The 22,862-nt window shown below is 75.5% G+C and carries 20 protein-coding genes, 7 tRNA genes and 1 pseudogene; 17 read left to right on the top strand and 11 right to left on the bottom strand.

Annotation, left to right across the window (positions count from 1 at the left end; translation table 11 throughout):
* Positions 1-591, top strand: a pseudogene (locus LQ51_RS05470) (D-alanyl-D-alanine carboxypeptidase); the annotation flags it as partial.
* Here LQ51_RS05470 and LQ51_RS05465 read toward each other — a convergent pair.
* Complete coding sequence (locus LQ51_RS05465) at positions 588-1,634, bottom strand: LacI family DNA-binding transcriptional regulator (RefSeq protein ID WP_046563559.1); 1,047 nt, start codon at positions 1,632-1,634, stop codon at positions 588-590. The pseudogene LQ51_RS05470 and the gene LQ51_RS05465 sit on opposite strands and share 4 nt — an antisense overlap.
* Positions 1,635-1,821: 187 nt before the next feature.
* On the opposite strand from LQ51_RS05465, the gene LQ51_RS05460 reads away from it, so the two are divergent.
* Entirely contained in the window at positions 1,822-2,787 is a 966-nt protein-coding gene (locus LQ51_RS05460; RefSeq protein ID WP_046563558.1) for an acetylxylan esterase, read from the top strand.
* Between the two features lie 61 nt (positions 2,788-2,848).
* A complete protein-coding gene (locus LQ51_RS05455) occupies positions 2,849-3,709 on the top strand; it encodes a M15 family metallopeptidase (protein ID WP_369799821.1) in 861 nt (286 codons plus the stop codon).
* A gap of 82 nt (positions 3,710-3,791) precedes the next feature.
* Here the strand turns inward: LQ51_RS05455 and LQ51_RS05450 are convergent, their stop codons facing one another.
* Positions 3,792-4,571 carry an alpha/beta hydrolase gene (locus LQ51_RS05450; protein ID WP_046563546.1) on the bottom strand — a complete coding sequence of 260 codons (780 nt, stop codon included), beginning with the start codon at positions 4,569-4,571 and terminating at the stop codon, positions 3,792-3,794.
* 167 nt (positions 4,572-4,738) lie between these two features.
* Here LQ51_RS05450 and LQ51_RS05445 point away from each other — a divergent pair, with 167 nt between their 5' ends.
* From LQ51_RS05445 to LQ51_RS05405, 10 genes are all read left to right on the top strand, one after another.
* Positions 4,739-5,131 carry a hypothetical protein gene (locus tag LQ51_RS05445; RefSeq protein WP_046563545.1) on the top strand — a complete coding sequence of 131 codons (393 nt, stop codon included), beginning with the start codon at positions 4,739-4,741 and terminating at the stop codon, positions 5,129-5,131.
* A gap of 332 nt (positions 5,132-5,463) precedes the next feature.
* Positions 5,464-7,470: an elongation factor G gene (locus tag LQ51_RS05440; RefSeq protein WP_046563544.1), complete on the top strand. Its 2,007-nt coding sequence runs from the start codon at positions 5,464-5,466 to the stop codon at positions 7,468-7,470.
* A 489-nt stretch (positions 7,471-7,959) separates the two neighbouring features.
* Positions 7,960-8,032 (top strand) — tRNA-Pro (locus LQ51_RS32645).
* A gap of 30 nt (positions 8,033-8,062) precedes the next feature.
* Positions 8,063-8,135: transfer RNA gene (locus tag LQ51_RS05435), tRNA-Glu, on the top strand.
* 26 nt (positions 8,136-8,161) lie between these two features.
* Positions 8,162-8,235, top strand: a tRNA-Gly gene (locus tag LQ51_RS05430).
* Positions 8,236-8,263: 28 nt separating this feature from the next.
* Positions 8,264-9,463 (top strand): RtcB family protein, encoded by a 1,200-nt coding sequence (locus tag LQ51_RS05425; protein ID WP_046563543.1) that lies wholly within the window; start codon positions 8,264-8,266, stop codon positions 9,461-9,463.
* 47 nt (positions 9,464-9,510) lie between these two features.
* Positions 9,511-9,583, top strand: a tRNA-Arg gene (locus LQ51_RS05420).
* Between the two features lie 31 nt (positions 9,584-9,614).
* Positions 9,615-9,687: transfer RNA gene (locus LQ51_RS05415), tRNA-Gln, on the top strand.
* A 5-nt stretch (positions 9,688-9,692) separates the two neighbouring features.
* Positions 9,693-9,765: transfer RNA gene (locus LQ51_RS05410), tRNA-Arg, on the top strand.
* A gap of 12 nt (positions 9,766-9,777) precedes the next feature.
* Positions 9,778-9,851: transfer RNA gene (locus LQ51_RS05405), tRNA-Cys, on the top strand.
* Positions 9,852-9,912: 61 nt separating this feature from the next.
* Here LQ51_RS05405 and LQ51_RS05400 read toward each other — a convergent pair.
* Both LQ51_RS05400 and LQ51_RS05395 read right to left on the bottom strand, forming a co-directional pair.
* Positions 9,913-10,320 carry a RidA family protein gene (locus LQ51_RS05400; RefSeq protein ID WP_046563542.1) on the bottom strand — a complete coding sequence of 136 codons (408 nt, stop codon included), beginning with the start codon at positions 10,318-10,320 and terminating at the stop codon, positions 9,913-9,915.
* Entirely contained in the window at positions 10,317-11,135 is an 819-nt protein-coding gene (locus tag LQ51_RS05395) for an NAD(P)-dependent oxidoreductase (RefSeq protein WP_046563541.1), read from the bottom strand. Before LQ51_RS05395 ends, LQ51_RS05400 begins: the two co-directional genes overlap by 4 nt.
* A gap of 88 nt (positions 11,136-11,223) precedes the next feature.
* Between LQ51_RS05395 and LQ51_RS05390 the strand changes: the two genes are divergently transcribed.
* Positions 11,224-12,150 (top strand): LysR family transcriptional regulator, encoded by a 927-nt coding sequence (locus LQ51_RS05390; protein WP_046563540.1) that lies wholly within the window; start codon positions 11,224-11,226, stop codon positions 12,148-12,150.
* 51 nt (positions 12,151-12,201) lie between these two features.
* A complete protein-coding gene (locus LQ51_RS05385) occupies positions 12,202-12,420 on the top strand; it encodes a hypothetical protein (RefSeq protein WP_046563539.1) in 219 nt (72 codons plus the stop codon).
* Between the two features lie 50 nt (positions 12,421-12,470).
* On the opposite strand, the gene LQ51_RS05380 is transcribed toward LQ51_RS05385, so the two are convergent.
* A complete protein-coding gene (locus LQ51_RS05380; RefSeq protein ID WP_046563538.1) occupies positions 12,471-13,256 on the bottom strand; it encodes a helix-turn-helix transcriptional regulator in 786 nt (261 codons plus the stop codon).
* A gap of 63 nt (positions 13,257-13,319) precedes the next feature.
* On the opposite strand from LQ51_RS05380, the gene LQ51_RS05375 reads away from it, so the two are divergent.
* The gene (locus tag LQ51_RS05375; protein ID WP_046563537.1) at positions 13,320-14,150 is read left to right on the top strand and encodes an SDR family NAD(P)-dependent oxidoreductase; all 831 of its coding nucleotides are present in this window, start codon (positions 13,320-13,322) and stop codon (positions 14,148-14,150) included.
* 148 nt (positions 14,151-14,298) lie between these two features.
* Here LQ51_RS05375 and LQ51_RS05370 read toward each other — a convergent pair whose 3' ends face one another.
* The 5 genes from LQ51_RS05370 to LQ51_RS05350 all read right to left on the bottom strand — a co-directional run bounded on the left by LQ51_RS05370 (position 14,299) and on the right by LQ51_RS05350 (position 19,303).
* Entirely contained in the window at positions 14,299-15,192 is an 894-nt protein-coding gene (locus LQ51_RS05370; protein WP_046563536.1) for a Gmad2 immunoglobulin-like domain-containing protein, read from the bottom strand.
* Positions 15,180-16,574, bottom strand: a complete 1,395-nt coding sequence (locus LQ51_RS05365; RefSeq protein ID WP_046563535.1) for a sensor histidine kinase — start codon at positions 16,572-16,574, stop codon at positions 15,180-15,182. The genes LQ51_RS05370 and LQ51_RS05365 overlap by 13 nt, the downstream gene beginning before the upstream one ends.
* Before the next feature lie 5 nt (positions 16,575-16,579).
* Complete coding sequence (locus LQ51_RS05360; protein ID WP_046563534.1) at positions 16,580-17,260, bottom strand: response regulator transcription factor; 681 nt, start codon at positions 17,258-17,260, stop codon at positions 16,580-16,582.
* 95 nt (positions 17,261-17,355) lie between these two features.
* Entirely contained in the window at positions 17,356-17,910 is a 555-nt protein-coding gene (locus LQ51_RS05355; RefSeq protein WP_046563533.1) for an AMIN-like domain-containing (lipo)protein, read from the bottom strand.
* A 133-nt stretch (positions 17,911-18,043) separates the two neighbouring features.
* A complete protein-coding gene (locus LQ51_RS05350) occupies positions 18,044-19,303 on the bottom strand; it encodes an MFS transporter (protein ID WP_046563532.1) in 1,260 nt (419 codons plus the stop codon).
* Between the two features lie 70 nt (positions 19,304-19,373).
* Here LQ51_RS05350 and LQ51_RS05345 point away from each other — a divergent pair, with 70 nt between their 5' ends.
* Positions 19,374-20,354: an ArsR/SmtB family transcription factor gene (locus tag LQ51_RS05345; RefSeq protein ID WP_046563531.1), complete on the top strand. Its 981-nt coding sequence runs from the start codon at positions 19,374-19,376 to the stop codon at positions 20,352-20,354.
* A 13-nt stretch (positions 20,355-20,367) separates the two neighbouring features.
* Here the strand turns inward: LQ51_RS05345 and LQ51_RS31100 are convergent, their stop codons facing one another.
* Positions 20,368-22,686: a BTAD domain-containing putative transcriptional regulator gene (locus LQ51_RS31100; RefSeq protein ID WP_052744760.1), complete on the bottom strand. Its 2,319-nt coding sequence runs from the start codon at positions 22,684-22,686 to the stop codon at positions 20,368-20,370.
* Positions 22,687-22,862: the final 176 nt, after the last annotated feature.

Raw genomic sequence — 22,862 nt, 5'->3', positions numbered from 1 at the left:
CTGATCGCCCGCGCCTGCTTCGCCCAGCCCGCCTTCCGCCGGTACACCGCGACCCGTACCGCGGTGGTGCCCGGCCAGCCGGCGCTGCGGGTGAAGCCGTTCGAGATCCAGAACGACAACCAGCTGCTGGCGCAGTATCCGGGCGCCCTGGGCGGCAAGACGGGCTTCACCGACCTGGCCCGGCACACCTACGTCGGGGCCGCCGAGCGGGGCGGACGACGGCTCGTGGTCACCCTGCTCGGCGCCGAGATCCCGACCCAGCGCGGCTGGCAGCAGGGCGCGGCCCTGCTCGACTGGGGGTTCGGCCTGCCCCGGGACGCCGCCGTGGGGCGGCTGGTCCGGCCGGGAGAGCTCAGCTCGGCCAGCCCGTCCCCACCGGCCGGCGCGTCGGCGCTCGCCGGCGCCCGGGCGGTGGGCGGTCCCGCCGCCGGGCACGCCGGTGGCTGGCCGGGCACCCGCTCGTCGGTGGCGGTCGGGGTGCTGCTGGTGGCCGGCGGCGCGGTGCTGCTGGGCCGCCGACGCCGGCACCCGGCCGCCCTCGTGGCGCCGGCCGGGCCGGCGCGCCCGCCGGACGGCGGTGACGGCGGCTAGCGGGACAGGTCCGCCGGGACCCGCCCGGCGTCGTGCCGGACCGAACTGTCCCGCACGACCAGCTCGGTGGCCAGCTCGACCCGGGGGGACTCGACCTCCTCGCCCTGGGACAGGCGCAGCACGGTGCGCGCGGCGAGCCGCCCCATCTCGACCAGCGGCTGCCGGACCGTGGTCAGCGGCGGCGACGCCCAGCGCGCCTCGGGCAGGTCGTCGAAGCCGACCACGCTGACGTCGTCGCCGACCCGCAGGCCGCGGCGGCGCACCGCCTCGTAGACCCCGAAGGCCATCTGGTCGCTGGCCGCGAAGATCGCGGTGGGCGGGTCGTCGAGCTCCAGCAGGGCCGTCCCCGCCGCGAAGCCGGAGGCGTGGTAGAAGTCGCCGGGCTGCACGAGCCGGTCGTCCAGCGGCACGCCGGCCCGCTCCAGGGCGGCCCGGTAGCCGTCGAGCCGGGCCCGGCTGCACAGCAGGTGCGGGGGGCCGGCCACCAGCCCGATCCGGTGGTGCCCCAGCGCGAGCAGGTGCTCGGTCGCGGCCAGCCCACCGGACCAGTTGGTGGCGCCGATGGTGGGCACGTCGGTGGCGGGCGCCCCGGCCGGGTCGACGACCACGACCGGCACGTTGAGCCGGCGCAGCTGCGCGTGCACCGGCGGGGTGAGGTGCGAGGTCACCACGATGACACCGTCCGAGGCGCGGGCGCGCAGGTTCTGCAGCCACTGCCGGGTCGAGGTGGACTCGCGGTGGATCGCCGAGACCACGGTGCCCACCCCGGCGGCGTGCCCGACGTCCTCCACGCCGCGGATGATCTCCAGGGCCCACGGGCTGTCCAGGTCGGGGAAGAGCAGGTCGAGCAGGCCCGCCCGGTGCGCGGCGCGGGTGCCGCGCCGCCGGTAGCCGTGGTGACGCAGCAGCTCCTCGACCCGCTCCCGGGTCTCCGGCGCGACGTCCGAACGCCCGTTGAGCACGCGGGAGACGGTGGGCACGGAGACCCCGGCCTCCCGCGCGATCACGGTGATGGTCACCCTGCGCTCGCCGTCCGTGCTCACCCGCGTCTCCTTCACCCGGCCGGAACACCGCCGGCAACCGTGCCGACGGCGCTCGGAACGGCCTGCCGCCCCCGGTCATCTTGCCGTACGGCCCCGGGGTTGACGACAACCCGGGGTCGCCCTAGCGTTCCGGGAGATCATCGCGAGGTTTCGGAAATTTCCCGGTCGGCCAGTGGAGGAGCGGCTCTTGTACACCGACCTGCCCGAGGCGGACCTGCGCGGCTACCGCAGCGCGCTCCGCGAGCCGGACGACTTCGACGCCTTCTGGGCCGAGACCCTCGCCGAGGCGCGCGAGTGCGGCGGCGACCTCGACGTGACGCCGGTGGCCACGCCGCTGACCGGCCTCGACGTCTTCGACGTGACCTTTCCCGGCTTCGCCGGCCAGCCGGTCCGGGCGTGGCTGCGGGTGCCGCGCGGCGCCACCGGACCGCTGCCCACCGTGGTGCAGTACGTCGGCTACGGCGGCGGTCGGGGGCACGCGCTGGAGAACCTGCTCTGGGCCGCGGCCGGCTACGCGCACCTGCAGATGGACACCCGGGGCCAGGGTTCCGGGTGGAGCCGTGGCGACACCCCCGACCTGGCCGGGGCCGGCCCGCAGGCGCCCGGCGTCACCACCCGGGGCATCGAGGACCCCCGCCGCTACTACTACCGCCGCTTCCTCACCGACGCGGTCCGGGCCGTCGACGCCGCCCGCCGGCTGCCGGCCGTGGACCCGGACCGGGTGGCGGTGCTCGGGCACAGCCAGGGCGGCGCGGCCGCGCTGGCCACCGCCGCTCTGGTGCCCGACCTGCGCGCGGCCGTGTCGTACGTGCCGTTCCTCTGTGACATCCCGCGCGCGGTGACCATCACCGACGCCCACCCCTACCGGGAGATCCGGGACTACCTGGCGGTGCACCGGGACCGGGAGGACGCCGCGCTGCACACCCTCGGCTACGTCGACGGGGTCGCCTTCGCCCGGCGGGCCACCGTGCCGGCCCGCTTCTCGGTCGCGCTGATGGACGACATCGTGCCGCCGTCCACGGTGTTCGCCGCGGTGCACGAGTACCGGGGGCCGGCCGAGCTGGCCGTCTGGCGGTACAACGGCCACGAGGCGGGCGGCATCGACGACGACGCCGCCGCGCTCGACTTCCTCCGGCCCCTCCTCGACGGCTGACCGGGCGGGCGCCCACCGTTTGCCGGCCCGGCGCGCCCCTGATGCTGGTAGACACGGCGGGGTGAGGACCGGCGTGCGGGTGGCGACCGTCGTGGCCGTGCTGGCCGCGGCGCTGGCCGCCTGCCAGCGGCCGGCGCCCGCCCCGCCGCCGACGCCACCGCCGGCCAAGCCGCCCACTCCGTCGGCCGTCCCGCCGACCCCGTCGGCCACCCCGACCGGGCCGCGCGCCCCGGCCGACATCGTCGACCTCGCCGCCGTCGACCCGAGCGTGCGCACCGACATCCGGTACGCCGGCGCGCACAACTTCGTCGGCCGGCCGATCACCGGCTACGCCGAACCGCGCTGCCTGCTCACCCGCCGGGCGGCCGAGGCGCTGCACCGGGTGCAGACCGCCGCGCTCGCCCAGGGGCGCAGCCTCAAGGTGTACGACTGCTACCGCCCGCAGCGGGCCGTGGACGACTTCGTCGCCTGGGCGAAACGCCCCGACGAGCAGCAGATGAAGGGCGAGTTCTATCCCGCCGAGCCGAAGGACCGGCTCTTCGCCGACGGCTACGTCGGCGCGCCGACCGCGCACAGCCGGGGCAGCACGCTCGACCTCACGCTCGTCCCGGTGCCCACCCCCGACCAGCCGGGGTACGCGCCCGGGCAGCCGCTGGTGGCCTGCACCGCGCCCGCCGGCCGGCGCTTCGCCGACAACTCCGTCGACATGGGCACCGGCTTCGACTGCTTCGATCCGCGCGCGCACACCGCCGACGCCCGGATCACCGGGACGGCCCGGGACAACCGGCAGTTGCTGAAGCGGCTGATGACCGCGCAGGGCTTCGAGAACTATCCCCGCGAGTGGTGGCACTACCGCTACCTCGACGAGCCGTACCCGAAGACGTACTTCGACTTTCCGGTGGCCCGGTCGTCGCTGCGGTGAGCGGCGGAGCTGCGGTGAGGCTCGCCGTTCGGAGCATGGGACGGGCCGGCCGACGGCCGGACCGCGGACCGGCGCCCGACCGTCACGGGTCGCGGCGCAACGGCAGCCAGGCCAGCACGTCCTGGATCTTCGCGTCCCAGTACGCCCAGTCGTGGTCGCCGGGGGAGAAGTCCACGGTCAGCGGCACGTCGCGCCGGCGGGCGGTCTCCACGAAGCGGACGTTGTCCTCGTGGAGGAAGTCCTCGGTGCCGCACGCGACGTAGAGCGCCGGCAGGTCGTCGCCGGCACGCTCCAGCAGCGCCATGGTGTCGTCGTCGGCGCCGGCCACCGCGCGGTCACCCCAGACGGTGTGCCAGACCGCCGGATCCAGCGGGCGGGTCGGGTGGTCGCGTCGGCGGGCCACGTCGAGCGCGCCGGAGAGACTGGCCGCCGCCGCGAACCGGCCCGGCTGCCGCAGCGCCCACTTCAACGCCCCGTAGCCGCCCATCGACAGGCCGGCCACGAAGGTGTCGACAGGCCGGTCGGAGAGCCGGAAGAAGGATCGGCAGACCAGCGGCAGTTCCTCGCTGAGGAAGGTCCAGTACCGGTTGCCGTGTGCCTCGTCGGTGTAGAAACTGCGCTGGACCTGCGGCATCACCACGGCCAGCCCGAGCGGCGCGACGTACCGCTCGATCGCGGTGCGCCGGGTCCAGATCGTGTCGTCGTCGGTCAGCCCGTGCAGCAGGTAGAGCACCGGCGGATCGGCGGTGGCCCCGCTGCCCGCCATCCCGATCTGCGTGGCGGCGCGCTCGGGCAGCAGCACGGTCATCGAGGTGCTCATGCCGAGTGCCTCGGAGAAGAAGTCGCACCGGATCCGGGCCATGGGGCGGGATCGTACCGCCGGTGGTGCCGACCTGCCACGACGGAGGCCGAATGGACAGTTCCTATTGCCGGGAGGCGGCCGGGAGGGACAGGATGGCGAGGCGCGCCGGAAACATTCCCGTAACCCGCGCGCTGCTGGTCTCTGTCACGAGGAAGTGGGAGTCAGGCATGAGCGACGTGTCGTCGGCGCTGGGTGTGCGCCTCTACCCGGACCTGGTCGAACGGGGTGGGCTCGCGGCCGCGCTCGCCGACACCGCCGCCCGGCACCGGCTCGACGTCGGCGAGGTCACCGCCCCGGACCACGGGCGGGCCCGGTTCACCTGTGCCGAGCTGGCCTCGGCCCACGGCGTGGTCTGTGTCGGCCTCGGCGCCCAGGCCCGCTACTTCATGATCGACCTCCGGGTCTCCGACGAGGTCCAGGCCCGTGGTGACGCCACCGACCTGCTCCAGGTCGCCCAGGTGGCGGCCGCGTGGCGGGCCGGGACGACGCTGCCCGAGCTGACCGCCGCGTTCCCGTTCATGGAGGAGATGAAGCGGCGCCCGGTCGCGTCGCTCCAGTAGCCCGCCCGCGCCGTGGCCGCCACCGCGCGGCTGCCCACGGTCCACCGACGTGTCGAACACCCCGGCCGCTCAGGCCGGGGTGTTCGTCGTGCCTCCGCCGCATCGGGCCGGCCCGACGCGGCGCGGTCACCCGGTCCCGCCGCCGGGGGCGGTGACCAGGCGCGGGTGCGCCGCCGCCCGGTCACCCGGGCGGGTTAACCGGTTGCCGGGTCCACCGGCCGGCTGCTGCAATGCCGGTACGACGTCCACCGAGTGGAGGAGCACCACGATGCGAGCCGCGTCCATGTCCCACCAGAAGGGAACGACCGCCTACCCGGAGGACATGACGCTTCGTGGCAACCCTCAACCTCGGCATCCTCGCCCATGTCGACGCCGGTAAGACCAGCCTGACCGAACGGCTGCTGCACAGCGCCGGCGTCATCGACGTACCTGGCAGCGTGGACGACGGCAGCACCCGTACCGACACCATGGCGCTGGAGCGGCAGCGCGGCATCACCATCCGCTCCGCGATGGTCTCCTTCGCCGTCGCCGGAGTGACGGTCAACCTGATCGACACCCCCGGCCACCCCGACTTCATCGCCGAGGTGGAGCGGGCGCTCGGCGTGCTCGACGGCGCGGTGCTCGTCATCTCCGCCGTCGAGGGCGTCCAGGCCCAGACCCGGGTGCTCGCCCGCACCCTGCACCGGCTCGGCATCCCCACCCTCATCTTCGTGAACAAGGTGGACCGGGCCGGCGCCGACCCGGACCGGGTGCTGCGGCAGATCACCGACCGGCTCACCCCGTACGCGGTCGCCCTCGGCCGGGTCGAGGCCGCCGGCACCCCGGCGGCCCGCTGGCGCCCGTACCCGATCGACGACCCCGACCACACCACCCGGCTGGTCGACCTGCTCACCGCGCACGACGACGCGCTGCTCGGCGCGTACCTGGCCGACGAGCGCGGGGTCACCGGCGCCCGGCTGCGGGCGGCGCTCGCCACGCAGACCGCCCGGGCCCGGGTGCACCCGGTGCACGCCGGCTCCGCGATCACCGGCGCCGGGGTGGACGACCTGATCGCCGCCATCGCCGAGCTGCTGCCGACCGGCGAGGGCGACGACGAGGCGCCGCTGTCCGGCACGGTGTTCAAGGTCGAACGCGGCCCGGCCGGCGAGAAAATCGCCTACGCCCGGATCTTCGCCGGCACGGTGCGGGTCCGCGACCGGATCCGGTACCGGGGCGACCAGGAGGCCAAGGTGACCGCCCTGGCCGTCTTCGACGGCGGTGACGCGGCGCCGGCCGGCTCGGTCGGCGCCGGCCGGATCGCCCGCCTGCACGGCCTCACCGACGTCCGCGTCGGCGACCCGATCGGCGTGGCACCGGAACGCTCCGGCGGCCGGCACCACTTCTCCCCGCCCACCCTGGAGACCGTCGTCGAGCCCACGCGGGCCACCGACCGGCCCGCGCTGCACGCCGCGCTCGTCCAGCTCGCCGAGCAGGACCCGCTGATCAATCTGCGTCAGGACGACCTGCGCCGGGAGCTCGCCGTCTCCCTCTACGGCGAGGTGCAGAAGGAGGTCATCGAGGCCACCCTCGCCGACGAGTACGGCGTCCCGGTCACCTTCCGGGAGACCACCACCGTCTGCGTCGAACGACTCACCGGCGTCGGCGCCGCGGTGGAATGGATCGGCAAGGACCCGAACCCGTTCCTCGGCACGGTCGGGCTCCGGATCGAGCCCGGGCCGGTCGACAGCGGAGTGGCCTTCCGGCTCGGCATCGAACTCGGCTCGATGCCGCCGGCCTTCCTCAAGGCCATCGAGGACACCGTCCGGGAGACCTTGCACCAGGGGCTGCACGGCTGGTCGGTGCTCGACTGCGTGGTCACCCTCACCCACGGCGGCTACTGGGCCCGGCAGAGCCACGCGCACGCGGTGTTCGACAAGAGCATGTCCAGCACCGCCGGCGACTTCCGCAACCTCACCCCGCTGGTGCTGATGGCCGCGCTGCGCCAGGCCGGCACCCGGGTCCACGAGCCGGTGCACCGGTTCCGCCTGGAGGTGCCGGCCGACCTGTTCGGCGCGGTCCTGCCGGTGCTCGCCGGCCTGGACGCGGTGCCCCGCAGCTCGCTACTGCGCGGCGGCGCGTACCTGGTGGAGGGGGAGGTGCCGGCCGGCCGGGTGCACGCGCTGGAGCAGCGGCTGCCGTCGCTGACCCGTGGCGAGGGCAGCCTGGAGGCCGAGTTCGACCACTACCGGCCGGTGCGCGGCCCGGTCCCGCGCCGGCCCCGCTGGGACCATGACCCGCTCAACCGCAAGGAGTACCTGCTCGCCGTCGCCCGCCGGGTCACCGCCCGGTCCGACCGGTGACCGGCCGTGGCCGGCGGGGCCGCACCGCCCCTGCCGACGCCGGCCGAAACCTCCTCGCGAATATCCGTTGCGGTCTCCCCGGGGCTGCCCATACCGTGAACGGGCCAACGTCAACCGGTTCCACCTCCAGGGAGCACGCCGTGTCGCAGCAGAATCGCACCCAGGCCCCGCGGCCCACGCCGCGCGGCGGTGCCCTGCTGGCCGAACCCGGCCTGCGGCGGTGCCGACGGCAGCGGCGGCAATCCGGGTGGTGGCGCTTCTAGCGCCGGCGCGACCCACGCGCAGCCGCCCGCCGCCCCGCGACCAGGGACCGGGCGGCTTTTTCGTCGCCACCGACGCCCGCAGGATCCGATGCCCACCCGACCACCGTCGGCGCACCTCCCCACCTTCTCCTGTCCCGGCCCACCGCCGGCGACGTCGCCTCTTCTCAACTCCACAGTGGACGGCATGAGCACGAGCCCGGCCGGCGCACCGCGCCGCGCCGGGCATCCGGGACGAGGGAGCTGGTTGACCCGCTCGCCTTGGGCGCGAGAGACACGCGGTTCGATTCCGCGGTCCCGGACAGCGCGTGGACGGCGACGCCGTCCCGCACGGGCCGTTGGAGCAACAGGAAGCTCACCCGGTTCTCACCCGGGAGGTTGCGGGTTCGAGCCCCGCACGGCCTACGCCGGTCCCACCCGGGACCGCCCTCGCGGTTGTAGCGCAGCCAGGCAGCGCGTCACCTCGCCATGGTGAAGATCGCCGGTTCGAATCCGGCCAGCCGCTCGCAGATCCCTCAGGCAAGGAGACGACGATGGGTTTCACCCCGCTGGCCGGTACCCGGGCGCCGGTCCGGGTCTGGACCGACCCGTACACGATCGAGGCGCAGGCGGCCCGGCAGCTGCGCAACATCGGCGCGCTGCCGTGGGTGCAGGGCGTCGCGGTCATGCCGGACGTGCACTTCGGCAAGGGCGCCACCGTCGGCTCGGTCATCGCCATGCGGCAGGCCGTGTCGCCGGCCGCCGTCGGGGTCGACATCGGCTGCGGGATGTCCGCGGTCCGTACCTCGCTCACCGCCGCCGACCTGCCCGACGACCTCGCCGCGCTGCGCAACGCGATCGAGGCGGCCATCCCGGTCGGCTTCGCCAAGCACGACGACCCGGTCGACCCGCGCCGGATCCGCGGCCTGGAGCAGGCCGGCTGGGTCGACTTCTGGCGGCGCTTCGGCACCCTCGACCGGAAGGTGGCACAGCTGGAGACCCGGGCCCAGCGGCAGCTCGGCACGCTCGGCGGTGGCAACCACTTCATCGAGGTCTGCCTCGAGCAGGGCGGCACCGACGACGGCCGGGTCTGGCTGATGCTGCACTCCGGCTCGCGCAACATCGGCAAGGAACTGGCCGAGCGGCACATGGCGGTGGCCCGCGGGCTGCCGCACAACGTCGACCTGCCCGACCGGGACCTGGCGGTGTTCCTCGCCGGCACGCCGGAGATGGACGCCTACCGCCGGGACCTCTGGTGGGCGCAGGAGTACGCGCGGCGCAACCGCGCCGTCCTGCTCGCCCTGCTCTGTCAGGTGGTCCGGGACGAGTTCCCGCAGGTCGGCTACGACGAGCCGATCTCCTGCCACCACAACTATGTGGCGGAGGAGACGTACGACGGGGTGGACGTGCTGGTCACCCGGAAGGGGGCCATCCGGGCCGGCAAGGGCGACCTGGGCATCATCCCCGGCTCGATGGGCACCGGCTCGTACATCGTGCGCGGCAAGGGCAACCTCGACGCGTACTGCTCGGCCTCGCACGGGGCCGGGCGGCGGATGTCGCGGGGGCAGGCGAAGCGGACGTACAGCACCGCCGACCTGGCCGCGCAGACGGCCGGCGTGGAGTGCCGCAAGGACGCCGGGGTGGTCGACGAGATCCCCGGCGCGTACAAGGACATCACCCGGGTGATGGCCCAGCAGGAGGACCTGGTCGAGGTGGTCGCCCACCTCAAGCAGGTGGTCTGCGTGAAGGGCTGACACCCCGCGACCGGCGCCCCGGGAGGGGGTGGGGCGCCGGTCATCCCGCCCCGGTGGCGCAGCGGAGAGCGCGCCGGTCTACGAAACCGGAGAGCCCAGGTTCGAATCCTGGTCGGGGCACGGTCCGCGTCCGTACCGGAGCGGAACCCCTTGCGAGCTGGTGCAACAGGCAGCACGTCCCGCTCTGGACGGGAAGGTTCGAGGTTCGAGTCCTCGGCTCGCAGCTCACGCCCCCGTGGCGCAGCGGAGAGCGCGTCGGATTCCGGATCCGAAGGTCGCTGGTTCGAATCCAGCCGGGGGCACCGCCTCATCCCGACCAGATGCCCGAGTGGTGAGGGAGCGGTCCGCAAAACCGTGCACGCGGGTTCGATCCCCGCTCTGGTCTCCACCTGCCGTCCGCTGTGGGGGCAGCTCGACCACCGGGGTCGGGCGGGTGCCGCACCGGCACGTCAGGTCGAGGTGACCGCGGCCGTCACCTCGACCTCCAGCACCGCCCCGTCGAGGAAGAGCCGGTTCACCTCCACCGTGGTGCTGGCCGGCCGGGTGCGCGGGAAGTACCGGCCGCGGACCGCCGCGTAGCCGGCCAGGTCGTCCAGGTCGGTCAGGAACGTCCGGACGTGCAGCACGTCCTCGAAGGTGGCGCCGTGCGCGACGAGCAGGCCGCCGATCAGCGCGAAGATCCGCTCCGACTGGGCCCGGACGTCGCCGGGCTCGACGATCACGCCGCGCTCGTCCACGCCCACCTGGCCGGAGAGGACGAGCAGCGCGCCGCCCGGCAGGTCGAGGCGGGCCACGTGGGCGAACCGGTCGCCGAAAGGCGCCGGAACGTTCGCCGGGTTGTCCAGGGTGATGCTCATGACTGCTCCTTGCCGGGCCGACGGGTGAGGGTGGCGAGGTCGAGGTCGGGGTGGGGTGCGGTGGCGAGCACCGTCGCGGCGGCGCGCAGCAGGGGCGCGGGGGCGCCGTCCAGGGCGGCCAGGGCGAGCCGGGCGTCCTTGGCGGCGAGGCTCACCGCGAACGCGGCGTCCGTGCTGGTCGCCCGGTCGACCGCGGCGCCGAGCGGTCCGCCGGCGAGGGCGTCGAGCGCGGTACGCCGATCCAGCCCGACCGCCTCGGCGACCGCCAGCGCGTCGGCGACCGCCGCCACGGCGGTGACCAGGGCGGTGTTGAGCACCAGTTTCCGGGCGGCGCCCCGACCCGGACCGCCGCAGCGGCGGACGGTGCCGAGCCGCGCCAGCACCGGGGCAACCCGGTCGAGCGCGGCCTCGTCGCCGCCGGCCAGCACGGTGAGTCGGCCGGCCTCGGCGGCCGGGGCGCTGCCGGCGACCGGCGCGTCGACCAGGTGCACGCCCGGCGGCAGCAGCGCGGCCAGTTCCGGCAGCGCCGCCGGGCCGACGGTGGACATCTCGATCACGTGGGCGCCGGGTCGCAGCGCGGGTCCGGCGGAGCGCAGCACGTCGCGTACGGCGGTGGCGTCGGTGAGCATGGTGATCACCACGTCGGCGTCCCGGACGGCCTCGGCCGGGGTGGCGGCGGCGCGGGCGCCCGCCGCGACGAGCGGCGCGGTCCGGGCGGCGGTGCGGTTCCAGACGGTGGGGCGGTGGCCGACGGCCAGCAGGCGACGGCCGATGGCGGTGCCCATGGTGCCGGTGCCGAGCAGTGCGAGGTCCATGTGCGGCAACGCTAGGAGCCGCACGACGATGCCACCAGCGAATGTCTGGCATCCGTGCCATGCGTCAGCCGCATGGCAGGATGGTCGCGTGCAGCCCGACGCCCTCCACACCTTCCGTACCGTCGCGGCGCACGGCTCCATCACGGCGGCCGCCCGGAGCCTGCGCTACACCCAGTCCGCGGTGTCCCGGCAGATCGCCGCCCTGGAGGCCGAGGTCGGCGCGCCGCTGTTCGACCGGCTGCCGCGCGGTGTCGCGCTGACCGAGGAGGGCCGCTGCCTGCTCGGCCACGCCGAGGCCGTGCTCGACCGGCTGGACAGCGCCCGCCGGGACCTCGCCGCGCTGCGGGACCTGACGGCCGGCCGGCTGCGGGTCGGCGCGTTCCCGACGGCGGTGGCCGCACTGGTGCCCCGCGCCCTGGCCGCGTTCCGGTCGGCCCACCCCGCGGTGGCGTTGCACCTGGTCGAAGGGCTGACCCCGCGGCTGCTGGACCGCCTGCTCAGCGGGGACGCCGACGTGGCCGTGGTGAGCGCGGCGCCGGACCAGCCGCTCGACGGCGGGCGGTTCGACCTGCACCACCTCGTCGACGAGGTGCTGCTGGTGGCGGTGCCGCGCACGCACCGGCTCGCCCACCGCCGCACCGTCCGGCTGACCGAACTGGCCGACGACGCGTTCATCGCCGGCTCCGCCACCGCCGAGGAGACCCTGCTGCGGGCCACCCTGCCCGCCGGCTTCCGGCCCCGCGTCGACATCGTGGCCGCCGAGTGGACCGGCAAGCTCGGCTGCGTGGCGGCCGGGCTCGGCGTCGCGCTGGTGCCCGCGCTCGCCGTCCGGGCCACCCCGCCCGACCTTGCCCTGCTCCGGCTGCACCCCGACGACGCCTCGGTCCGGCGGGTCTTCGCCGCCACCGTCGCCGGGCGCAGCCGGCCCGCCGCGGTCCGGCGGTTCGTCGCCCACCTCGACGAGGCGGCGGCCGGCCTGACCCACCTCGACGAGCCGGCGGCCGGCCTAAGTTGACCGGAGCCCGGAACCGACCCGCGCGAGCGCCCGCTTCGTTACCGTCAGGACGTGGCAATCGTGAAGTTGCGCCTGCGCGGCGGGCCGTACGACGGGATGCCGGTGAACTGGGACGTGCCGGACGCGGAGCATCCGCCGCCGACGTACCAGCTCAAACTGCACGGCGCGCACGAGGGGACCGGCGTCGTCGAGTACCAGCGGGCGGAACGGGCACCGGAGGGCGCGCCGGAGGCGTGGATCTACGAGGCGCGCGACGCCGCTGCGCGCTAGACGACACACCTCTGCCTGCTCGGATCCTGCGTGCGGCCGGTCGATCGCGATCAACACAGGCTGTTGAGGGCGTCGGCGGAGGGACTGCCCGGTTCTGCCTGGTACGTGATGATCGTTTGGTCTTCGGCGCCGGCGATCGAGAGTGCTTGGCGTCGAAGCGTCAGGGGGCCCACGAGCGGGTGCACGAACCGCTTGATCTCATTGCGTACCGGCCGCACGTCATGGTTTTCCCACAGACGCCGGAAGTCGCCGTCCATCAGCATCGAGGAGATGAGCCCGGCAGTCGCGGGATCGCGCAGGTCCCCCTCTGCGCGCAGCGCGGCAGCGGTCTGCGCGGCGATCTCCTGCCAATCGGGCAGAAGGCCGCGGAGATCCTTGTCGAGGAACACGTCCCGGACGAGGTTGCGCCCAGGCGTGTACATCGGCGAGAGCGCCATGGCGAGCTTGTTGGCTGCCAGGACGTCGAAGCCGCGGTTGCGCACGTACGCCGGGGTCGTGCCCCAGGAGTCGATCAGCTGCTGGACGTCCTCGCCGACCTCGCGATGCCCCTCGACCGCCTGAGACGGGGCGGCCAGCGCGTACAGGTGGGCGGTCTCGTTCCGGTCCAGCCGCAGGGCGGTCGCCAGGGCGCGCAGCACCTGGGTCGAGGGGTTGCGATCCTTCCCCTGCTCCAGCCGGGTCAGGTAGTGCTGGCTGATCCCCGCGAGCCGGGCCAACTCGTCTCGGCGCAGGCCGGGCACGCGCCTGCGCCCCAGGGACCGCACACCCGCCTGATCTGGCGTGACCCGTCCGCGGCGCGCCTTCAGAAAGTCGCCGAGGAGGTTCTGACCACTCACCCGTCGGAGCCTAACCCTGCCAGGGTGCTGGCAGCCCGCGCTGGGCCGATGGATCGTCAGGGCATGAAGACATGGTTCATCACCGGCGCGTCCCGCGGCTTCGGCCGGGCCTGGGCCGCCGCCGCACTCGCCCGGGGAGACCGGGTCGCCGCAACGGCCCGCAACGAGCAGGCCCTCGAGGGCCTGGTCGAGGCGTACGGCGACGGGGTCCTGCCGCTCGTCCTCGATGTCACCGACCGCTCGGCGGTCTTCGCGGCCGTGGCCCGGGCCACCGAGGCGTTCGGCACCCTGGATGTCATCGTCAACAACGCCGGCTACGGCTTGTTCGGCATGGTCGAGGAAACCACCGAGGAGCAGGCCCGCGCCCAGATGGAGACGAACTTCTTCGGGGCTCTGTGGGTGACCCAGGCGGCGCTGCCGGTGCTGCGGGCACAAGGCAGCGGTCACATCATGCAGGTGTCCAGCATCGGCGGCCTCGCCGCGTTCCCAACGCTCGGGCTCTACAACGCGTCGAAGTGGGCTCTGGAGGGCCTCAGCGAAGCCCTCGCGGCGGAGATCGCGCCGCTGGGGGTCAAGCTGACGATCGTAGAGCCGGGACCGTACGCCACGGACTGGTCCACCGACTCGGCCGTGCACACCGACCCCATCGCGGCCTACGAGCCCGTGCGCGAAGCGCGCCGCGCCGGCGCGGCGGCCCGCACGCCTGCCGACCCCGCCGTCACCGCGCAGGTCATCCTGACTCTGGCCGATACCGCTCAACCACCTCTGCGCCTGTTCCTCGGCCCCTACCCGTACCCGGTCGCGGAGAAGGTGTACCAGGATCGGCTGGCGACGTGGCACGAGTGGCGCTGGCTCGCCGAGCAGGCAGCGCCAGCCGGAGCGGAGAAGACGTGATCGAGAGCGTCAGCCCGGGCCCGTGCGCATCGTCGGTGCGGGGCCCGGTGCGGGCACCGCGGTGGCGCGCCGCTTCGCGGGCGCCGGCCACCCCGTCGGGCGCATAGCCCGACAGCAGGACCTGCGTACCGCCCTGGACCAGGGCCGGTCAGCCGCTGGCGGCGAGTACGACGGGGACCGGCACCACGTTGATCCGCGACCCGTCCCGCGCCGACACCTCGTACACCTCGACCGTCCCCGGCCCTGCCGTGGCCCGCCGGTAGCGCACCGCGACCCGGTAGTCGCCCCGGCAGCCGGAGCCGCAGGTGGCGAGCGTGAACGCGGTGCCGATCTCCCGCCCGGCGCCGTCGAGCACCCGCACGCTCACGGTGGCCTCGTAGACGTTGGCGGTGCCGGTGACGGTGATCGGGCTGCCGACCCGGTCGCCGACGGCCGGGCCGGTGACCACGATCGGCGGGAGCAGGTCGGCGTAGTCGGCGCGGTCGGCCGGCGCGGTGTCGGTCGCGGCGAAGGCGACCCGCCGCACGGTGGGGAACTGGGTGAGCGTCCAGACCACCTGGGCGCGGCGCAGCCGGGCGGCGGTCGCGCCGCCGGTGTCGAAGCCGGCCGGCGGGACCAGCGTGGCCACCCGGCCGTCGATGCGGGTGACCTGCACGCCGGGCGGGACCAGCGAGGTCATCCCGGCGGCCGTCTCGGCCAGGGTGGGCCCGGCGGCGAGTTCGGTGAGGGCCAGCCGGGAGGTGGCCGGGGTGGCGGGCAGGGTACGCCGGGTCGGCACCAGCCGGCCGGCGCGGGTGAACCAGAGCTGCACGGTGACGGTGTCCCCGGCCCCCGCCGCGGCGGTGCTGACCGGCGCGGCCGGCGGTGTCGGGGTGGGCCGGCCGGGCGAGGCGGCCGGGGCGAGGGTGCGGGACGCCGCGGCGGCCGGCGGCGTGCCGGTGGACGGGGCGACCGGCGCCGGACCGAGCGTGCCGGACCGGGCCGGCGCGCAGCCGGCGGAGAGCAGCAGCAGCGCCGCGACCGGCGCGATCAGGCGTCGCACGGCGCACCTCCGGTGGTGGGCAGGTCGAGGCGGAAACGGGTGCCCCGGCCGGGTTGGCTGTCGACGGTCAGCCGGCCGCCGAGCAGCCGGGCGTTCTCCAGCGCGATGGCCAGACCGAGCCCGCTGCCCGCGCCGGTGCGGGCCGGGTCGACCTTGTAGAAGCGGTCGAACAGGTGCGGCAGGTGCTCGGCGGGGATGCCCGGCCCCTGGTCGGCGACGTCGACGACCAGCGCGGTCCCGGTGTGCCGTACCTCGGCCCGGACCGCGCCGCCGCCGTGCTCGACGGCGTTGGACAGCAGGTTGGCCAGCACCCGTTCCAGCCGGCGCGGGTCGGTGCCCACGGGCGGGGCGGCGCCGGTCACGCTGACCCGGTCGGCCCAGCCACGCGCCGTGGCGATGCCGCCCAGCAGCGCGACCACGTCGACCGGCCGGACCGTCACCGCCTCCCGCCCGGCGTCCAGGCGGGAGATCTCCATCAACTCCTCGACCAGCCGGCGCAGCCGGACCACGTCGGTGACCAGGAGTTCGGCGGCCCGGCGGCCGTCGGCCGGCAGCGCGTCGAGCTGGTCGGCCAGCAGCGACGCCGCCGCCACCAGGGCGGTGACCGGGGTACGCAGTTCGTGCGCGACGTCGGCGGTGAAGCGCCGCTCGCGGGCCTGGGCCCGGGACAGCGCCGCGATCTTCGTCTCCAGCGCCTCCGCCATCTCGTTGAAGGAGGCCGCCCAGGCGCTGAACTCGTCCCGGCCGTCCACGGGCAGCCGGGTGTCGAGCAGCCCTTCGGCGACCGCCCGGGCGGCCCGGCTGGCCCGGCCGACCGGTTCCAGGGTGCGCCGGGCCAGAGTGTGCCCGACCGCGGCGGCGACCAGCACCACGGCGACCCAGCCGACCGCCAGGGCGGTGCGCAGCTGGTCGAGGTCGCCGACGAGGTCGTCCTCGACGGTCACCACGTACAGCTCGGCGGTCGAGCCGGGGATCCGGCCGCCGACCACCAGCAGGTGCGATCCGGCGGCGCCCGCCGTGCGCTGGAAACCGAGCTGGCCGGCGGCGACCGTGTCGCGCAGGGCCGGCCCGGGCGCCGGCGCGTAACGGGGGTCGGACGCCTGGACGTCGCCGGTGACCAGCAGCACCGGCCGCCCGTTCTGCGCAAAGCTGGCCAGCAGGTCCGCCCGGCGGGTGTCGGTCAGCGGCACGAACTGCCCGGCCAGCACGAGCTGGTAGCGGGCGTCGGCGGCGGCGCGTTGCAGGGAACCGTCGAAGCGCGCCTGCCGCAGCATCAGGTACGAGCCGCCGGCGAGCGCCCCGGCGGACACCCCGGCGACCAGGACGAAGGCGACGACGAGCCGGCGGCGCAGCCGCCCGGGGCTGACCCTGCCCGCCGCCACGGCCCTCACCCCGGGGCGAGCTTGTAGCCGGCGCCGCGCACGGTGCGAATCAGGGTCGGTGCCGCCGGGTCGTCCTCCACCTTGGCCCGCAGGCGTTGCACCGCCACGTCGACCAGCCGGGAGTCGCCGAGGTAGCTGTGCCCCCACACCCGGTCCAGCAGCAGCTCCCGGGTGAACACCTGTCCGGGACGGCGGGCCAGCTCCAGCAGCAGCCGGAACTCGGTGGCGGTGAGGGTCAGCTCGCGGCCCGCCTTGCGGGCGACGAAGCGGGCCGGGTCGATCTCCAGCGGGCCGGCGGTGACCGGGTGCGGCTCGGGCGGGGCGACGGTCCGGCGCAGCACCGCGCGCACCCGGGCGACGAGTTCCGGCAGGTCGAACGGCTTGCGCAGGTAGTCGTCCGCGCCGCACTCCAGGCCCACCACCACGTCGATGGTGTCGGTGCGGGCGGTGAGCATCAGGATCGGCAGCTGGCTGGTGCGCCGGATCTCCCGGCAGACCTGGAAGCCGTCGAGGCCGGGCAGCATCACGTCCAGCACGATCAGGTCGACGGGGCCGGCCCGCCAGGCGGCCAGCGCGGTCGGTCCGTCCGCCGCGGTGTCCACCCGGAACCCGGCGCGCCGCAGCCCCAGGGCGGTGACCTCCCGAATGGAGGCATCGTCCTCGACGACCAGCACGCGGCCCTCCATGACCCGCTCAGGGTAGCCGGGCGCGACGGTGCGGGGACCTGGCGTAACGGTCGGTGCGGGAAGCCGGTCGGCTCCCCGCACCGGGGCCGTAGCGGTCACTCCTGCCACTGGTGGGCCACGTCCAGGACGATCCGGCTGTGCGTACCCGGACCGCTGAGCACGGTGACCCGGTACGGCAGCTGGGCGCGGACGCCGACGGCGAAGGTGCTGTAGCCCTCGTAGCTGCCGCCGAACACCACGTCCCGCAGGGTCCGGTAGCCGAGCACGGTGGCGGCGTGCTCACCGGCCCGGTACGGCAGCGTGCCGACGTGCTCCTCGTCGTACGCGGGCGCGCGCAGCGACACCCGCAGCAGCGCACCCCCGGCGGTGTACGGGGACAGCGCCAGCCCCTGCCCCTCGGTGTACGTCTCGCCGTAGGCCACCGCGTAACCGTTGGCCGACCCGTCGAACTCGAAGACCACCCGGTCCCAGCAGTCGTGCTGCCCGGTGCGGACCTCGATCAGCGGGGCCGCGCTCAGCGCGCCCCCCGACTTGGCCGTGCTGCCCCAGGTGATCCCGCAGTACGGGGCGGCCGCCGTGGCGCCGCCCGCACCGGCGACCAGCCCGCCGAGCACGACCACCAGCGCCAACATCGCTCTGCGCAGTCTCATCGCTGTTCTCCTGTCGAGGTTGCGGACCACCGGACCGGCTCCGGTGCCTCCGTGCCTCGACGCTCGGCCCGGCGTGCCACAGTCGCTTCGCAGCCGGGTAACCGCCGGGTAACAGCCCGGCGGGCGGCGGCGGTCAGCGCCCGCCCGCCGGCGGTCCGGCCGGGTCGGCCAGGGTGCGCAGCGGCGAGCGGAACACCGGCAGCCAGGTCAGCGCGACACCGGCCGCGCCGATCCAGAGCGAGGTCCGTGGGCCGGCGTACTGGCCGAGCAGGCCGGCCAGCCCGGCGCCCACCGCGATCGCGCCGGTGAGCAGGAACCGGAAGGTGGCGTTCATCCGGCCGAGCAGCGCGTCCGGGGTCACCTGTTGGCGCAGGCTGACGCCGATGACGTTGCCGATCCCGGTCCGCCACGCCAGGGCCAGCCAACCCGCCCCGGCCAGCCACAGCCATCCGCCCCGGTCGACCAGCGCGACCAGCGCGCCGGCCGGCGCGACCACCGCTCCGGGCAGCCAGAGCATCCGGCCGTGCCCGATCCGCGCGGCCAGCGGCCGGGCCGTCACCGCGCCGAGCAGCGCGCCGGCGCCACCGGCGGCGAGGAAGAGCCCGAGGACGCCGGCACCGAGCCGCAGTTCGCGCAGGAAGACCACCGGCAGCATGGTGGTCATCAGGTTGACCGTGAGGTTGATGCCGGCCAGCGACCCGGCGAGCGGGCGAAGCAGCGGGTTGCCCAGCACATGCCGGACCCCTTCGGCGAGTTGCCGGCCGAAGCCGCCGGGCCGGGTGGCAGCGCGGGCCGCACCGCCGGTGGCGGGGGGTACCCGGGTGAGGGCGAACGCGGAGAGCAGGTGGGTGACCGCGTTCAGGGCGAGTGCGACCGGTGCGCCGAGCCCCTGCACGAGCAGCCCGCCGAGACCGCGCCCGCCGATCTGCACGGTGGCGTTGCTGGTCATCAGCAGCGAGTTCGCCGCCACCAGCCGGTCCCGGCCGACCAGTTCCGGCAGGAAGCTCTGCGCGGCCACGTCGCCGAAGACCGTGGCGACCCCGGCGAGCAGCACCACCGCGTACAGCTGCCCGATGGTGAGCCCGTCGGCCCACCAGGCCAGCGGGACCGAGACGTACAGGGCGGCGCGGACCAGGTCGGCGACGATCAGCACGGTACGGCGCGGCCAGCGGTCCACCCACACCCCGGCGGGAAGGCCGATCAGCAGGAACGCAACGGTGCTCAACACCGCGAGCAGGCCCACCTGCCCGGGGGTGGCGCCGAGCACGGACACCGCGAGCACCGGTAGCGCCAGGTAGCCCACCTGGTAGCCGATGCTGTCGGCCAGGTTGGCGGCGTAGACGTACCGGAACGGCCGGGGCCAGCGGGTCGGTGGGCGCGCGATCGTGGTCATGGCAGCACCCTGACCGCCGGGCCCGGCCGGGGCGATAAATTTGAGCTGCGTCGAATCCAACGGAGGTGCCATGCTCAGCGTCGCGCTGGGGGCCCACGACCTCGCCGACATCCGGTTCGCGGTCTCGCCGCTGTGGGAGGCGGTGGCCAGCCTGCGGGTGGTCAAGAACCCGGAGTTCTTCCCCGCCCACCAGCCGTGGCTGCGGCAGGTCCGGCCGCGACTGTCCACCCTCGACTGGCGGATCTTCGCGGACCTGGTGCCCGTGCCGACGACGGTCATCCCGTCCTTCGTCTGCGCACCGCCGGTGACCTCGCAGCCCACGCTGGAGCTGGAACTGGCCGCCCTCGTGGCCACCCCGCCGGAGGCGGTCCGGGCCGGGCTGGACGAGCTGCCCGGGCCCCGGCCGGCCCGGCTGGCCGCCCTCTACGACGACCCCGCCGCCGGGCTGGCCCGGCTCGCCGACGTGATCGCCGGGTACGCGGACGCGGCGCTGGCGCCGTACTGGCCGCGGATGCGGACCCTGCTGGAGCGGGAGGTGCTGGTGGGTGCCGGCGTGATGGCCGCCCAGGGCGTGCGCGGCCTGCTCAACCGGATCGACCCGCACGTGTCCTGGGCGGACGGCGTGCTGCGCGTCGACCACCTGACCCGGGCCGGCGCGACCGACCTGGCCGGCCGCGGGCTGCTGCTGGTGCCGTCGGTCTTCGCCGGCTCGCGGGTCTGGTCGAACCTGACCGAGCCGGCCACCCAGCCGGTCCTGCGCTACGCCGCCCGGGGCGTCGGCACGCTCTGGGAACGCAGCACCGTCCCGGCCAGCGAGGCGCTCGCCCGGGTGCTGGGACGCACCCGGGCGATCCTGCTGCACGAGCTGGCGGTACCGGCCGCGACCACCGAGTTGGCCCAGCGGTGCGGCCTGAGCCCCGGCACGGTCTCGCACCACCTGACCGTGCTGCGCGACGCCGGCCTGGTCGGCACCCACCGGGTCGGGCGCTTTCTGCGCTACGCCCGGACCAGCTCGGCGGAGGCGCTGCTCGCCGGGGCCGGCCCGGTCTGATCCGGCGCCGCCCTCAGCTCCGCCGGCTCAGTGCCGGTCGCGGGTGTTCCGGCCGGTACGACAGCAGCGGCGGGTGCTCCGGCCCGACCTCGGTCGACCAGGCCGGTCGGGGCCGGGGCGGCCGCCGCGCGCCGGCCGGTGGTCGCCCGGCCGGGGTGGGCGCGGTGCCGGTGAGGGCCGGCGGCGCGGCGGCGAGCGGTTCGTCCGGGACGTACCGGCCGGCCGGGGTGATGCCCAGCTCGCGCATCCGGTCGGCGTACGCGCGGTAGCGCCGCTCCGCCTCGCCGTGCCGGCCCGCGTCGCGGAGCACCTGCACCAGCTCCAGGTGGGCGTCCTCGTCGTACGGGTCGCGGTGCACCAGCCGCATCAGGTAGACCAGCTTCTGGTCGGTGTCCTCGGCGTGCTGGGCGAGCGCCCGCAGCACGCTGGTGTGCGCGGCCTGCGCCTCCTCGCGCAGCGGCTGCGCCCAGTCGTCGTACGGGTCGTCGGCGAGGAAGTCACCGCCGTACAGCTCGTCGGCGCGGGCCAGCAGCCGGGGCGCGTCGGCGTGCCCGGCCCGCTGCGCGGCCTGCGCCTCCTCGGCGGCGATGAGGAACGCCTCGACGTCCACGTCGACCACGTTCAGGTCGATCGCCACCGAGCTGCGGTCGGCCAGCACCGGGCCGCGCCCGGCGCCCTGCCCGGTGCCGAGCACCCGGCGCACCGTGGACAGCAGCACGGAGAGCCGGTTGGCGGTGCGCGACGGGGTCTCGTCCGGCCAGAGCAGCTCCATCAGCCGGCTGCGCGGCACCGCCCGGCCCCGGTGCGCGACCAGGATCTTCAGCAGGTCGCGGGCCTTCTTCGACTGCCACTCCCGGTACGGCACGACGGTGCCGGACCGGAACACCCGGAAGTCGCCGAGGGTGTGCACCGCCACGGCCGGTACCCGCAGCGTGATCGCGGTGAGCCCGTCGGCGACGCCCGGGTCCAGGCGTACCCCGCAGCGACGGAGCTGCTGCTCGGCGCCCTCCGCGCCACGGCGGGCCCGGCGGCCGCGCAGCCGGGCGGCGATGAGCCGCACGGCCGCCTCCTCGGCCCGGTCGCCCAGCTCCTGGCAGAGGGTCGCGGCGTCGTCCAGCAGCCCGGTGGCGGCCCGCGGGTCGGCCGACGCCAGCACGATGAGCTGGAGGGCCTGGACCAGGGTGGCGCGCCGCCGGTCGAGGGTGGCGCCGGTGCGTGCGTCGGCCGCGTCGTGGTGGGCCCGGCCGGTGTCGCCGGCCAGCAGCGCCACCCAGCCGCGGGCCAGCAGGGCGGAGGACCGCTCGGCGTCGCCGGCCAGGGTGACCGCCCGCTCGGCCAGCTCCCGGGCGGCGCGCAGGTCGTCGGCGGCGCGGACCCGGGCCAGCTCGGTGAGAACCCAGACCCGCAGGGCGGGCCGGCGCGGGCCGGAGTCGAGGGCGGCGAGGGCCTGCTCCAGGGCCTGCCGTGCCTGTCGCGGCTCCCGCCGGCGGCGGTGCACCATGCCGAGCACCGCCAGCCCGAACGCCTCCTCGGTGGGGACGCCGGCCAACTCCTGCAGCCGCTGCCCGGCGGCGCCGTCGGCGAGCGCGTCCTCCAGCCGGCCCAGCTGGCACTTGGCGGCGGCGGCGAGGCTGAGCGCGTACGGCTCGTGGCCGCTGCCGCCGGTCGCCTGGGCCACCCGGATCGCCGCCTGCGCGTGCCGCAGCGCCGGGCCGGCGTCCCCGGTGCGCAGCGCCTGGCGGGCCACCTCGAGGTGCAGCATCAGCCGGAACAGCCCGAGATCGGCCCGGGGCAGCCCGTCGGCCAGGTCCGGGCCGCCCCGGGTGGGCGCCTCGTCACCGCCGGCGGCGGCCAGCAGCACGCCGAGCCGGGCCACCGCCTGCGCGGCCGCCGGCAGCCGGCAGCCGGCGGCGGCGCGGGCGGCCTCCTCGGCCGCGTACCCGGCCCGCTCCGGCTCACCGGCGGCCAGGTGGTACGCGGCGGCGAAGCAGTGCACCTGCACGGCGTCGGCGGCGGTGCCGCCGATCGGCACGTCGGCCAGCCGGGCGGCCGCCTCGTCGGGAGCACCGGCGAGGTGCCGGCGCAGCGCGTCCCGCCAGGTGTCGCCGAGCGGGGTGCGGCGTGCCACCGGGCCGAACAGCATCGGCTGGGCCACCAGGCACAGGTGCGCGGCGGCGCGGTCACCGGCGTCGGCGAGCCGGCGCAGCGCGCCGCCCAGCTCCGGGTCACCGGGCAGCCGGGCGTCCGGTGCGCGCGGTGTCCGATGCTCGTCCTTCCTTCCGTTGCGGGCCGGCGTGGCACGCCAGCCCGGCCTGATCTGGTCTCCGGACATCCACCGCTCCTGGGGTCTCTTGTGGAGGATCGGGCGTGCGGAGAGCAACCGTGGCGATGCGTGTTCCTCGCCCGGTGTGGCTTCCCCCCGGCCCGATCATCGTCGGCATCGAGCGTTGTCGCCATAACCAAAAGAGTCGGTGTACTTACTGACTGCTATGCGCTACTGGCTTATGC

The organism is Micromonospora sp. HK10 (assembly GCF_000982955.1).
Lineage (GTDB): Bacteria > Actinomycetota > Actinomycetes > Mycobacteriales > Micromonosporaceae > Micromonospora.
This window is presented reverse-complemented; position numbering and strand designations above follow the sequence as displayed.

Excerpts from the sequence above, each read along its gene's own strand:
- LQ51_RS05345 (WP_046563531.1), top strand. The coding sequence starts at position 19,374 with ATGCTCAGCGTCGCGCTGGGGGCCCACGACCTCGCCGACATCCGGTTC.
- LQ51_RS05395 (WP_046563541.1), bottom strand. The coding sequence starts at position 11,135 with ATGGACCTCGCACTGCTCGGCACCGGCACCATGGGCACCGCCATCGGC.
- LQ51_RS31100 (WP_052744760.1), bottom strand. The coding sequence starts at position 22,686 with ATGTCCGGAGACCAGATCAGGCCGGGCTGGCGTGCCACGCCGGCCCGC.
- LQ51_RS05355 (WP_046563533.1), bottom strand. The coding sequence starts at position 17,910 with ATGAGACTGCGCAGAGCGATGTTGGCGCTGGTGGTCGTGCTCGGCGGG.
- LQ51_RS05360 (WP_046563534.1), bottom strand. The coding sequence starts at position 17,260 with ATGGAGGGCCGCGTGCTGGTCGTCGAGGACGATGCCTCCATTCGGGAG.
- LQ51_RS05450 (WP_046563546.1), bottom strand. The coding sequence starts at position 4,571 with ATGGCCCGGATCCGGTGCGACTTCTTCTCCGAGGCACTCGGCATGAGC.
- LQ51_RS05400 (WP_046563542.1), bottom strand. The coding sequence starts at position 10,320 with ATGAGCATCACCCTGGACAACCCGGCGAACGTTCCGGCGCCTTTCGGC.
- LQ51_RS05375 (WP_046563537.1), top strand. The coding sequence starts at position 13,320 with ATGAAGACATGGTTCATCACCGGCGCGTCCCGCGGCTTCGGCCGGGCC.
- LQ51_RS05425 (WP_046563543.1), top strand. The coding sequence starts at position 8,264 with ATGGGTTTCACCCCGCTGGCCGGTACCCGGGCGCCGGTCCGGGTCTGG.
- LQ51_RS05350 (WP_046563532.1), bottom strand. The coding sequence starts at position 19,303 with ATGACCACGATCGCGCGCCCACCGACCCGCTGGCCCCGGCCGTTCCGG.
- LQ51_RS05445 (WP_046563545.1), top strand. The coding sequence starts at position 4,739 with ATGAGCGACGTGTCGTCGGCGCTGGGTGTGCGCCTCTACCCGGACCTG.